This window comes from Pseudomonas sp. CBZ-4 (assembly GCF_000346755.1).
Taxonomy (GTDB): domain Bacteria; phylum Pseudomonadota; class Gammaproteobacteria; order Pseudomonadales; family Pseudomonadaceae; genus Aquipseudomonas.
Genome location: NZ_ANNV01000062.1, coordinates 1 through 12,027, shown reverse-complemented (window position 1 = coordinate 12,027; position 12,027 = coordinate 1). Strand labels below are relative to the sequence as shown.

The window sequence follows — 12,027 nt, the reverse complement described above, 5'->3', positions numbered from 1 at the left end:
GCTGACACACCGCTATCGCAGGCAAGCCAGCTCCCACATTTGACTGTGTTCACAGATCGGCATGTGGGAACAAATTCCATAGCCCCAGGTTAAAGGGTGTAGGCGATGCCGACCTGGACGGTACGCGGCGCGCCTGGGTAGGCGTAGATATTGCCGAAAGCCCCTTCTTCAAACTCACGGTTGAACAGGTTCTTCACGTCGAGGTTGAGCCGCACTTTGTCGTTGACCTTGTAGTAGCTGAGCAGATCGACAACGGTGTAGGCATCCATCGCGAACGCGGTGTTGGCCGTCTGCCCTGCACGTTCATCCACGTATTTGGCGCCTGCACCCAAGCCAAGGCCCTTCAGAGTGCCGTCCTGGAACTCGTATACGTTGAGCAGGCTGAAGCTGTTGCGCGGGATGTTCATCAGGCGGGTGCCGGAGCGGATCGTGTTGTCCTTGGTCACTTCGGCGTCCACATAGGCATAGCCACCGATAAGGCGCCATTCCGGCGTGAGGTTGCCCGCCACATTGAGGTCGAAACCACGGCTGCGTACCTGGCCTGCCGCAACGCTGAAGGCCGAATCCACCGGGTCGGTGGTGAGGACGTTTTTCTTCTCGATCTGGTAGATCGCCGCATCGACGCTCAGCTGGCGATCCAGTGCTTCCCACTTCACGCCGATCTCATAGGACTTGCCCTTCTCCGGCTCGAACCCGCCACCAACGCGCGCCGCACCGGTGTTCGGCTTGAACGAGCGCGCAGCATCGGCATAGACCGCCACGGTGTCGGTGAGGTCATAGGTCACCCCCACACGCGGAGTGACCGCGTTGTCTGCGGCGCTCCACGGCTTGACGCCGGTCACATAGCTTTCGTAGTCGTGCTCGAAGCGCTCGAAACGCGCGCCGGCCAGTACTTTCAGGCGTTCGGTGAGGGCCACCTGATCTTGCACGAACGCGGCATAGGTCTTGAGGTTTTCCTTGTCGTGGGTCGGTGTGCGGGTGAGCGGCGGACGCGCCTGGCCGTAGACCGGGTCGAAAATGTCGATGGGATAGGTCCCGGCCGCTGCGCTGGAACGCTGGATGATCGACTTGTAGTCGTAGTCTTCGAACTCGACACCGGTCAACAAGGTGTGATCGAAACCGCCAGCGGAGAAATGCCCGGTGAGGTTGAGCTGGGTGTCTTTATCGGTCCATTCCAGCTTGCGGTAGTTGAAGTTGCGTTGCAGGGTGCGGCCGTCGGCGCTCAGGCTGGTGGCGCCGTTGGCTTCAATGCCGTTGCCTTGCAACGTGCCATCCAACCACTGGAACCCACCGCCCAGCGTCCAGTTTTCATTCAGCAGATGCTCGAAACGCAACTGGGCCATGCTGTTGTCGTTGTGCAGCTTGCCCACATCCTTGTCGCCCCAGAACCTGTCGCGCGAAGGGGTGCCTTTCTGATTGGCAAAGCGCGTCAGGCCCCGGTCCAGCGGATGGTTGTTGCGCATGAAGTCGCCTTCGAAGATCACCTTGGTGGCGTCGGTGGCTTGCCAGGTGATCACCGGCGTGATGCCGTAGCGTTCGGTCTCCACGTGGTCGCGAAAGGTATCGCCGCCCTCGCCCACTACGTTCAGGCGATAGGCCAGGCGGCCTTCTTCGTCCAGCGGGCCGGAGGCGTCCAGGGTGCCGCGCTGCATGCCTTGGTCATTCAACTGGCTGCCCAGGGTCACGGTGCGCTCGGGCAACGGTTGCTTGGACACCACGTTGAAGGTGCCGCCTGGATCGCCACGGCCGTAGAGCATGGTGGCCGGGCCGCGCAGCACTTCGAGGCGTTCGATGGTGTTGGCGTCCGGCATGTTCGGGTAGCCACGGTTGATCGGGAAACCGTTGCGGTAGAACTCGCCGGTGGTGAAGCCGCGCACGGTGAAGGTGGTCAGGCCCTGGCCGCCGAAGTTGTTGGCACGGCCGACGCCGCCGGCGTAGTCCAGGGCGTCTTGCAGGCGGGTGGCGCCGATGTCTTCGACGGCGTCCTTGGTCACCACGCTGATGGACTGCGGGGTTTCATGGATCGAGGTGTCGGTGCGCGTCGCACTGGCGGAACGTGTGGCCAGGTAGCCTTTGACCGGGCCCTGGGCGGTCTCGTAGTCGGCGGTGCCGGTGATGGAGGTGGCTTGCAACTCCACGCTGGCCTTGTCGGCGGGGGCGACTTCGGCCCAGGTCAAAGGGGAAAACGCCTGAAGCACACAGATGGAAACCAGGGTACGACGCATGAATGATGAACCTAGTGAATGGGCCAAATGGGGCGGCATAGCTGCCATATTTTCGCGGCGCGATGGTATATCACGCGGCCCATTATTGATATGCGTTCTCATTCACTATTTTTTGGGTAACAGCTTTGTATCCGTTTGAAGCTGAGCAAATGTGGCGAGGGAGCTTGCTCCCGCTGGGCTGCGCAGCGGCCCCAAAATCTTGGGAGCGCTTCGCACTCCAGCGGGAGCAAGCTCCCTCGCCACAGGTACAGCGTTGGCCCTGCGTTAGAGCAAAGCCGATCCTACTTCAGCGATAACGCTCCAACCAATGCGCGTAAGGCGCTGGCAAGGTCCACGACGACTTCTCGACACCCAACTCCTTGGCCGCAAAGTACGCCCAATGCGGATCAGCCAAATGGGCCCGGCCTACCGATACCAGGTCCAGATGCCCAGCCTGCAAGGCGCCTTCTGCCAGTTGCGGCGTACCAAAACCCCAAGCCGACGTCACCGGAATGCCCGCCTCACGGCGCACACGCTCGGCAATCGGCCCCATGAATGCCGGGCCCCACGGGATATTGGTGTCGGGAATGGTGAAGCCGACGCTGACGCTCAACAGGTCCAGGCCACCGGCCTTGAAGCGGCGGGCCAGTTCGATGGATTCGGCGAGGGTCTGCTCGTCGCGGCCGTCGTATTCCAGCACGCCGAAACGGGCGGTCAGCGGCAGGTTTTCTGGCCAGACTTCACGCACGGCAGCCAGGGTTTCCAGGAGGAAGCGGCTGCGGTTGTCAAAGCTGCCGCCGTAGGCGTCGGTGCGCTGGTTGGAGTGTTCCGAGAAGAAACTCTGACCCAGGTAACCGTGGGCGAAGTGCAGCTCGATCCATTCAAAACCGGCGTCACGGGCACGGCGCGCACCATCGACGAAGTCCTGGCGCACGCGGGCGATGTCGTCCAGGGTCATGGCGCGTGGCACCTGCGGCAGGTTCGCACCAAAGGCAATCGCCGACGGCGCGATGGTTTCCCACGCGCGCGGGTCGGACGCGGCCATATGGTCATCGCCTTCCCACGGGCGGTTGGCGCTGGCTTTACGCCCGGCGTGACCGATCTGGATGCCCGGCACCGAACCCGCAGCCTTGATGGCTTTGACAATGGGCACGAACGCCGCAGCGTGGGCATCGCTCCAGATCCCGGTGCAACCCGGGGTGATGCGGCCTTCCGGCGCAACGGCAGTGGCCTCGACCACCACCAGCCCTGCCCCACCACGGGCCATGCCCGCGAGGTGCACGTGGTGCCAGTCGTTGACCATGCCGTCATCGGCCATGTATTGGCACATCGGCGGGATGGCAATGCGATTGCGCAGGGTGACGTCTTTGAGTGTGTAGGGTTCGAACAAAGCGGCCATGGGACGACTCCGGCAAAGTGATGGTTGATTCGATAGTTCGATGGTAATCGAACTATAGTATTCAGCGATACCCCCCTGTTATCATTCATTTCATGCGAGCCTTCAAACACCCCCTTGTCCAAGACCTTACCCTAGAACGTGTGCTCTATGCGCTGAGCGACCCGGTGCGCCTGGAAATCGTGCGCTGCCTGGCCGGCGTAGCCGAAGCCACCTGCGGCGAATTGGATGGTGGGCGACCCAAGTCGAGCATGTCCCACCACTTTCGCGTGTTGCGGGATGCGGGGTTGGTGCAGACGCGGAGTGTGGGGACCACCCATATGAACTCATTGCGCAGTGATGTGCTTGAAAGTCGCTTCCCCGGGCTGCTCCACAGTATCCTCGCCCAGCATTAAGAAACGTTTCAGCAGCGAACCTTTCCCCCCAAACCCGCGTCCGACCTAAGGCACTCTTGCCCACCGCTCGCCGCGAGGTCGTCGTTTGAAAGCCGCCATCATCAAAAAATACCGCCTGATCATCAAGACCATGGGCTATGTGGGCTGGGCCCTGTTCTGGCTGTTGCTGTGGGATGTCGCCGTCACGGTGGATTTCATGCTGTTCCTCACCTACAAGATCAACCTGCCGCTGATGCCCCTGACCCTGCTCGGTTCGGCGCTGGTGGTGCTGATCAGTTTTCGCAACAGCAGCGCCTATAACCGTTGGTGGGAGGCGCGCACGCTGTGGGGGGCGATGGTCAACAATTCGCGCAGTTTTGCGCGCCAGGTGCTGACGCTGCTGGATGACCCCGACAGCGAGGTCAACCCGGTCAAGGCCACGCTGTTGCGTCGGCATGTGGCCTATGTGAACTGCCTGGCCGCGCACCTCAAGGGCCAGCCGTGCCCCGATGAGGTGCGCGCATTCATCCCCAGCGAAGAGTTCGCGCGCAATGGCACCACCAACAACTTCGCCAACGACATCCTCACCGGCTCGGCAGCCTTGCTGGCCAAGGAATACAAGGCCGGCCACCTGGACAGCATCCGCCTGGCGCGGCTGGAGTCGACCCTGGTGGATTTGTCCAACGCCCAGGGCGGCATGGAGCGTATCGCCAATACGCCGCTGCCCTACCCCTACGTGTATTTCCCGCGCCTGTTTATCTCGCTGTTCTGCCTGATCGTGCCGGTGGGCCTGGTGGAATCCCTCGGCTGGTTCACCCCGCTGGCCTCGACGGTGGTGGGTTTCATGTTGCTGGCCATCGAGCGCATCGGCACCGACCTGCAAAGCCCGTTCAACTCCAGCGAGCACCAGATCCAGATGGACACCATCTGCGAAACCATCGAGAAAAACCTGCAATCGATGCAGCGTGATGCCCTGGGTGGCGAGCGCATCGGTTAAACCCTGCCAACGGCCTAAAGTGCGTGACCCACCGGTCGATATACCGGGGGTACGCATGGGCTATCCCCTCTAAAAACAACACATGCGACGCTCTTCGCTTTCCTCCGCCTTGCCAACTCTAATAAGTACCCTGCGGGAGATGTCATGAATATCAAACACAAGCTGACCTGGGCGTTTGCGGCTATCGCCTGCGTGCCGGTGATCCTGGTGGCCGTGCTGGTGGTACTGAACCTGCGGGATGCGGCCGAGGCCAATTTCGTCGACAGCAGCAGCCGTGAAATCCGCCAGATCGACAACGGCATGAAGCAATTCTTCGACGGCATCACCCAGAACGTCGAATTTGTCGCCAAAGACCCACGCATCGCCGCCGCCAAAGACCTGAAAAGCTACGCCGGTGCCGACGCCGCGCAAATCCCCCTTACCCCGACCAACAAGGCGCTGCTGGACATCTTCGACCAGTTCGCCAAAAGCCACCCGAGCACCGCTTACCTGTCCCTGGGCCTGAGCGACGGCGGCTACGCCAGTTGGCCCGACGACACCAAACTGAACAACTACGACCCGCGCCAACGCCCCTGGTACAAGGCCGCCGTGGCCGCGCCGGGCAACACCGTGCGCACCGGCGCGTATTACTGGGCACCGGATGACGTGGTGCTGATCGGCACCGTGCGCACCGTCGCCGACGCCACCGGCAATATCCTCGGTGTGGTCGGCCTGGACGTGTCGCTCAAGCAACTCACCGAACTGGTGCGCAACATCAAGCTCGGTGACAGCGGCTACCTGATGCTGGTGGAAGCCAACGGCAACGTGCTGGTGGACCCCAGCGATGCCAAGCACAACTTCAAGCCCCTGGCCGACCTTGGCCCGCAATACGCCGACCTGGCCAAGCGCACCGACGGCGCCACCCAGATCGAGATCAACGGCGTGCCCTACATGGCCAACGTGGTCAGCTCCAAAGACCTCGGCTGGCGCTTTATCGGCTTGATCAAACGCGACGAAGTGATGGCCGGCGCGTCGAGCCTGACCTGGTTGATCGCTGCCATCGCCGCGGCCCTCGCCGTGGTCTTCGCCCTGGTCGGTGCAAGTTTTGCCAGCATGATCGTGCGCCCCATCCGCAGCGTTGCCGACGGCCTGCAGGAAATCGCCGAAGGTGAAGGCGACCTGACCCGCAAGCTCACCGTGCAAGGCAAGGACGAAACCGCGACCCTGGCCGGCTGGTTCAACCAGTTCCTCGGCGCGATTGCGCAACTGGTGCAACGCATCGGCAGCGCTTCCACCGACCTGCAAAGCGCCGCCGCCGATACCAGCACCGTGGCCAACAACATGAACCAGGCCGCTGGCCGCCAGCGTGAAGCCGTGGAACTGGTAAGCACCGCGTTCAACGAGATGGTCGCCACCGCCAACGAAGTCGCGCGCTCGTGCAGCGCCGCCGCCACCAGTGCCGACGAAGGCTATCGCGACGTGCACGACGGCCAGCAGCACATCGGCGAAGCCACCGGCAGCGTGCTCAAGTTGAGCGAAGACCTGCAAAAGTCGACCCAGACCATGCAGTTGCTGGAGCAGGACAGCCAGAACATCAACACCATCCTCGACACCATCCGCTCGATTGCCGAGCAGACCAATCTGCTGGCGCTCAACGCCGCCATCGAAGCGGCGCGCGCCGGCGATCAGGGCCGTGGTTTTGCGGTGGTGGCCGACGAAGTGCGCGCCCTCGCCCGCCGCACCGCCGACTCCACCGGCGAGATCGACAGCCTGCTGGGCAACCTCGCCCGCCGCACTCAGGAAGTCACCCAGCAGATGCAGGGCAGCCTGCTGGTGTCCCACACCAGCGTGGAACGCATCCAGCAGGCCCGCGACAGCTTCGACAAGATCCGCGGCTCGGTGGACTCGATCCGCGACCAGAACACCCAGATCGCCACCGCCGCCGAAGAGCAGCATCAGGTGGCCGAAGAGATCAACCGGCACATCGCGCAGATCCATGCCGATGCGCAACTGGTCGAAGGCTTCGCCCACTCGGCGCAGACCGGCTCGGGTCGGTTGACGGATATTTCCGGTCAGCTCAAAGGGTTGGTGGGCCGGTTCAAATACTGACGTGACCGTGGGTCCCTCGACGTCAGCGTCGAGGGCTCATGCGCCAACTGATCAACTGATAGATCCCCAGCAACGCCCCGGCCAGCAGCAGTGTCCACTGCACGCTCAGCGCCGCCGCCAACAGCCCGGCCAGCAGGCCGCCAATCGCTTCAAAGCCGAAACGCATGGCGATATAAAACGCAATCACCCGCCCGCGCAGCGCTTCCGGCGCGGCACTTTGCAGGGTCATGTTGCTGCTGACATTGCTCACGGTGATGCCGAATCCCAGCCCGGCCAGCGCCGCCAGGGTCAACCCCAACGGCGGATTCGCCGCCACCGCACACAACGACACCGCACACACCACGGTACCCATCACGATGATGCGGCTCAGGCTCGATGAGCTGCCGGCGAACGCCAGGAAAATCGTCGCGACAAACGCGCCGGCTCCCGCCGCGCCCCACAGCCAGCCGAGGGTTTGGGCATCGCCGCTGAAGGCATGCTTGGCCAGGATCGGCAGCAGCACCGTGTAGCAGGACGCCAACAGGTTGACCATCACCACGCTGATCAACAGGCGGCGGATGGACAGGGTGTGCCACAAATAGCGCAACCCTTCGCGGAAGATCTCCCCGGTCGAACCCTGCGCCCGCACCTGCGCGCGGCTTTGCACCTTGCCCAAGCCGATCAACAGCATGCCAAAGGCGATGGACGTGAGCAGGAAACACCCGGCCTCGCCGCTCCAGGTGATCAGCAAACCGGCCAGCGGCGGGCCGATAAAGCGCGCGGCGTTGATCAGCATGGCATTGAGCACGAGGGCGTTGGGCAGGTCCTTGGGTTCATCGACGAAGCTGGCGATCAAGGCTTGGCGCAACGGCGTTTCCAGCGCATTGAGCAAACCCAGCAGCAGCGCCATGGCGATGATCACCTCGCGGCCCATCCACTGTTGCCAGGTGAGCACCGCAAGGACCAGCGATTGCACAGCCAGGACGGCCTGCACTGCCATCAGCAGGCGGCGCTTGTCGTGGCGGTCGGACCAGGCGCCCGCCAGCGGCCCGACCAGCAACTGCGGCAACAGCGTCAGAAACGCAATCGCCCCCAGCAGCACCGCCGAGCCCGTCAGGTGATAGGCCAGCCATGACAGCGCGACCTGTTGCACCCATTTGCCCAGGGTGGAGAGGCCCTGGCCGACAAAGTAGATCTGGAAATTGCGATGGCGCAGCGCGCGGATCGGCGTGGGCCAGCGGGTGGTAGACGCAGGATTCAAATAAACTCGCAGCCCTTTTGTATAAGGGATTTAAGGACCCAGGTTCGGTCGTTTTCGCCCAGCGCAATCTGTTCCAGTTGCTTCTGTTCGGCGGCATGTTTGGCGTGGGCGCGATCATACACCTCGGCGACCTGGTCGAACGGCACGCAGAGCAGCCCGTCTTCATCGCCAATGACCAGGTCGCCCGGCTCGATCACCATGCCGGCCAGGGCAATCGGCACATTGACCTCGCCCGGGCCGTCCTTGTAAGGGCCGCGATGGGTGATACCCGCCGCAAACACCGGGAACTCCCCGGCGCCAATGCTCGCCGCATCGCGAATCGCGCCGTTGATCACAATGCCGGCCACGCCTTTCTTGATCGCATACGCCACCATCATTTCGCCGATCAGCGCGTTGCTCAGGTCGCCGCCGGCATCCACCACGATGACGTCGCCCGGCTGGGCGATATCCAGCGCGTGATGCAGCATCAGGTTGTCCCCGGGGCGCGCCTTGACGGTCAACGCCGGGCCCACCAGCACGCCGCTGCGATGCATCGGTTTCAAGCTCGCGCCGCCGGCGGTCATGCGGTGCATCGAATCACTGATATTGGCGACGGGCACGCTGCGGTAGCGCTCGACCCACTCGGCGGCGACCTTGCGTTGCTGCTTGAGCACTCTGAATCCGATGGACATGGGGTATTCCTCTGCTGGTTTTTATGTTGTTTTGAAACGTCATTTCAAAATTAACATCATGATTTGCAGCCAGCAAGGCTAAAACCGGATTCAAAACCCCAACACTCTGCGCTGAAAAAATCTTAAACCCGAATAAATGTTAGATTCTATTGGGATTTTCCACTAATCCAACGTCGTTCAAAACGGCGCGGTTAAATTTATTTATTGCAACGCCATTTCATTATGCTAGCTTTCAACCACTGTTGAGCGCCGCAATACGCCGCCAACTGCACACAGACAAGAAAACCAAGGTGCGCACAATGACCCGAACCCTCCTGCTGACCGGCCCGGAACTGACCGCCGACGCCATGGCCCACGCCGCTGCCCACGGCGTACGCGTCACCCCCCCCCCGCCCTATGCCCCCGCCGATGAACTCACGGCGATCATTGCCCGCGAACAACCGGACGCGATCATCGTGCGCCAGGGCAAGCTGACCCGGGAGATGATCAACGCCTCGGCCGCGCTGAAAATCATCGCCAAGCACGGCGTGGGCTACGACACCATCGACATCGCCGCCGCCGCCGAGCGCCAGATCCCGGTGACTATCGCCCTCGGCGCCAACGCACAATCGGTGGCCGAGCACGCCCTGGCCCTGATGTTCAGCGTGGCGCGCCAGACCGCCCTGCTCGATGCGCGCATGCGTGACGGGCATTGGGACAAAGCCACCTCGGTGGGCATCGAACTGTCCGGCAAGACCCTCGGCCTGGTCGGCCTGGGCGCCATCGGCCAGATCCTCATGGACCTGGTGGCCCCGTTGCGCATGAGCATCAAGGTGTTTGATCCCTACCTGGCGGACTTGCCGAATGTCGAGCGGGTCAACAGCGTGGATGAGCTGCTGGCCAGCTGCGATATCATCAGCCTGCATTGCCCGCTGACCGAGCAGAACCGCAACCTGTTTGGCGCGGCGCAGTTCAAGCGCATGCGCCCGGGCGCGATCCTGATCAACACCGCGCGCGGTGAACTGATCGACACCGAAGCGCTGGTCCATGCCCTGAGCACCGGGCAAATCGCCGGCGCCGGCCTCGACACCTTCAACCCCGAACCACCGTCGGCGGACTCGGCGCTGTGGGGTTTGCCGACACTGGTGGCGACACCCCACGTCGGCGCCAACACCGCCGAAGCCCGTGACCGCGTGGGCCTGCTGGCGCTGCAACAGATCATCGATTTCTGGGACGGCACCGCGCCGCCGCCGCGTGCGGTGGTCAACCGCCATCTCTACGCACACTGACATCGCCCGCGCGGTAATCGCGGGCCCATCACGCTTCTCCAAAAAAAACAAAACGGGAGAGAGTCATGTCCATCAGTTCTACCGACATCAGCGCCATCGAGCGCTCAACCATGCGCAAGGTGGCGTGGCGGCTGTTGCCGTTCCTGATCCTCTGCTACCTGCTGGCGATCATCGATCGCGGCAATATCGGCATGGCCTCGTTGCAGATGAACCAGGACCTGGGCCTGACCCCGGCGATCTTCGGCTTTGCCAGCAGCCTGTTTTTTGTCTCCTACTTCCTCGTGGAAGTGCCGAGCAACCTGGCCCTGCAACGCTTCGGCGCGCGGGTATGGATTGCGCGGATCATGATCACCTGGGGCCTGATTTCTGCCGGCACTGCGTTTGTCACCGGCGCCAACTCGCTGTACGTGATGCGCTTTCTGCTGGGCGCGGCCGAGGCCGGATTCTTCCCTGGCGTGCTGCTCTACCTCACTTACTGGCTGCCGGCGGCCTACCGTGGGCGCATGGTCGCGATCTTCATGGTGGCGATTCCCGGCGCCAACTTCATCGGCTCGCCACTGTCCGGCCTGCTGTTGAGCATGGACGGCTGGTTCGGCATGCGCGGCTGGCACTGGCTGTTCATCATCGAAGGGATTCCCGCCGTACTGCTGGGCATCGCCTGCCTGTTCGTGCTGACGGACCGCCCTGAGCAAGCCAAATGGCTGAGCCATGAGCAACGCCACTGGCTCACCAGCCGCCTCGACGAAGAGCGCAGCCGCAAGACGGCCATCGGGCACATCTCGCTGTGGAAATTGCTGCGCCACAAACACATCTGGGTGCTGGCACTGATCTACTCCGGCGCCTCGGCGGCGGGCAGCACCATGAGCGTGTGGGCCCCGCAACTGCTCAAGACGTTTGGCCTGAGCAACCTGGAAATCGGCATGGTCAACGCCATTCCTTACGGGCTGGCCTCGATCCTGATGATCCTGTGGGGCCGCAGCTCCGACAAGACCGGCGAACGCCGCTGGCACACCGCGACCACCTTGCTGCTGATCACCGCAGGCTTGCTGCTGGCGCTGGTGACGTCTTCGCTGGTGGCGACGGTGTGCATGTTGTCGATGGTGCTGATCGGTGCGTACTCCATGAAAGGCCCCTTCTGGGCGCTGGTATCCACCTGGCTCTCCTCCTCCACCGCTGCCGCTGGTTTGGCCGCTGTGGGCGCGATGGCGAACCTGATTGGTGGCGGGATCATGGTCAACGTCTACGGCACCATTCATCACGCCACCGGCAGTTATGCGCTGGCACTGCTGCCACTGGCGGCGCTGTGTGCGGCGGGGGCGGTGATGGTGTTGTTGATGGGGCGCAAGCAGATGAAGGAAACCGTGGCGTTCAACAAAGCGGCCAACGCCAGCTGACTGTGGGAGCTGGCTGTGGGAGCTGGCTGTGGGAGCTGGCTGTGGGAGCTGGCTGTGGGAGCTGGCTTGCCTGCGATGCAGGCACCTCGGTACATCAGGCACACCCAGTTGATGCCATCGCAGGCAAGCCAGCTCCCACAGAGAAACGCGCCAGCTCCAGAGATCAGGTCGGCTACTAGGCCGCCTCGCTTTGCTTTTGATTTTGGGCGCCCCGTTAAACACGCTGGCCGGAATTCGACATGGATTTGGGGGGTAAACCGGCAGGGATGCCGGTTTAGCCGCCCCGCGCCATGGATGGCGCGTGGCGGCGGCCTCCCAAATCCATGTCGGATTACGGGCACACCGAGCCAGGGCGAGGTGCCGAGTGTTGGGGCATGTACGGGACAACCACATGG

At 62.8% G+C, this 12,027-nt stretch carries 8 protein-coding genes and 2 pseudogenes; 6 read left to right on the top strand and 4 right to left on the bottom strand.

What is annotated here, in order from left to right; all coding sequences use genetic code 11:
• Positions 1-89: 89 nt before the first annotated feature.
• Positions 90-2,225: a TonB-dependent siderophore receptor gene (locus B348_RS0107480; protein ID WP_026136634.1), complete on the bottom strand. Its 2,136-nt coding sequence runs from the start codon at positions 2,223-2,225 to the stop codon at positions 90-92.
• Between the two features lie 286 nt (positions 2,226-2,511).
• Positions 2,512-3,603, bottom strand: coding sequence for an NADH:flavin oxidoreductase/NADH oxidase (locus tag B348_RS0107475; protein ID WP_017735518.1), 1,092 nt, complete (start codon positions 3,601-3,603; stop codon positions 2,512-2,514).
• A 92-nt stretch (positions 3,604-3,695) separates the two neighbouring features.
• On the opposite strand from B348_RS0107475, the gene B348_RS0107470 reads away from it, so the two are divergent.
• From B348_RS0107470 to B348_RS1000000132170, 4 genes and pseudogenes are all read left to right on the top strand, one after another.
• Complete coding sequence (locus B348_RS0107470; RefSeq protein WP_050558310.1) at positions 3,696-3,995, top strand: helix-turn-helix transcriptional regulator; 300 nt, start codon at positions 3,696-3,698, stop codon at positions 3,993-3,995.
• Between the two features lie 85 nt (positions 3,996-4,080).
• Complete coding sequence (locus B348_RS0107465) at positions 4,081-4,971, top strand: bestrophin family protein (RefSeq protein ID WP_017735516.1); 891 nt, start codon at positions 4,081-4,083, stop codon at positions 4,969-4,971.
• Positions 4,972-5,115: 144 nt separating this feature from the next.
• Positions 5,116-6,198, top strand: a pseudogene (locus B348_RS1000000132175) (cache domain-containing protein); the annotation flags it as partial.
• Between the two features lie 324 nt (positions 6,199-6,522).
• Positions 6,523-7,059: pseudogene (locus B348_RS1000000132170) on the top strand (methyl-accepting chemotaxis protein); the annotation flags it as partial.
• A 22-nt stretch (positions 7,060-7,081) separates the two neighbouring features.
• Here B348_RS1000000132170 and B348_RS0107455 read toward each other — a convergent pair.
• Positions 7,082-8,299: an MFS transporter gene (locus tag B348_RS0107455; protein ID WP_017735514.1), complete on the bottom strand. Its 1,218-nt coding sequence runs from the start codon at positions 8,297-8,299 to the stop codon at positions 7,082-7,084.
• Positions 8,296-8,970, bottom strand: coding sequence for an RraA family protein (locus tag B348_RS0107450; protein ID WP_017735513.1), 675 nt, complete (start codon positions 8,968-8,970; stop codon positions 8,296-8,298). The genes B348_RS0107455 and B348_RS0107450 overlap by 4 nt, the downstream gene beginning before the upstream one ends.
• Positions 8,971-9,269: 299 nt before the next feature.
• Between B348_RS0107450 and B348_RS0107445 the strand changes: the two genes are divergently transcribed.
• A complete protein-coding gene (locus B348_RS0107445; protein ID WP_017735512.1) occupies positions 9,270-10,238 on the top strand; it encodes a hydroxyacid dehydrogenase in 969 nt (322 codons plus the stop codon).
• A 65-nt stretch (positions 10,239-10,303) separates the two neighbouring features.
• On the top strand, positions 10,304-11,632 hold the full coding sequence (locus B348_RS0107440) for an MFS transporter (protein ID WP_017735511.1): 1,329 nt from the start codon (positions 10,304-10,306) through the stop codon (positions 11,630-11,632).
• Positions 11,633-12,027: the final 395 nt, after the last annotated feature.

What these genes read in the sequence shown, in the direction of transcription:
- B348_RS0107475 (WP_017735518.1), bottom strand. Translation starts at nt 3,603, where the DNA reads ATGGCCGCTTTGTTCGAACCCTACACACTCAAAGACGTCACCCTGCGC.
- B348_RS0107445 (WP_017735512.1), top strand. Translation starts at nt 9,270, where the DNA reads ATGACCCGAACCCTCCTGCTGACCGGCCCGGAACTGACCGCCGACGCC.
- B348_RS0107480 (WP_026136634.1), bottom strand. Translation starts at nt 2,225, where the DNA reads ATGCGTCGTACCCTGGTTTCCATCTGTGTGCTTCAGGCGTTTTCCCCT.
- B348_RS0107440 (WP_017735511.1), top strand. Translation starts at nt 10,304, where the DNA reads ATGTCCATCAGTTCTACCGACATCAGCGCCATCGAGCGCTCAACCATG.
- B348_RS0107470 (WP_050558310.1), top strand. Translation starts at nt 3,696, where the DNA reads ATGCGAGCCTTCAAACACCCCCTTGTCCAAGACCTTACCCTAGAACGT.
- B348_RS0107450 (WP_017735513.1), bottom strand. Translation starts at nt 8,970, where the DNA reads ATGTCCATCGGATTCAGAGTGCTCAAGCAGCAACGCAAGGTCGCCGCC.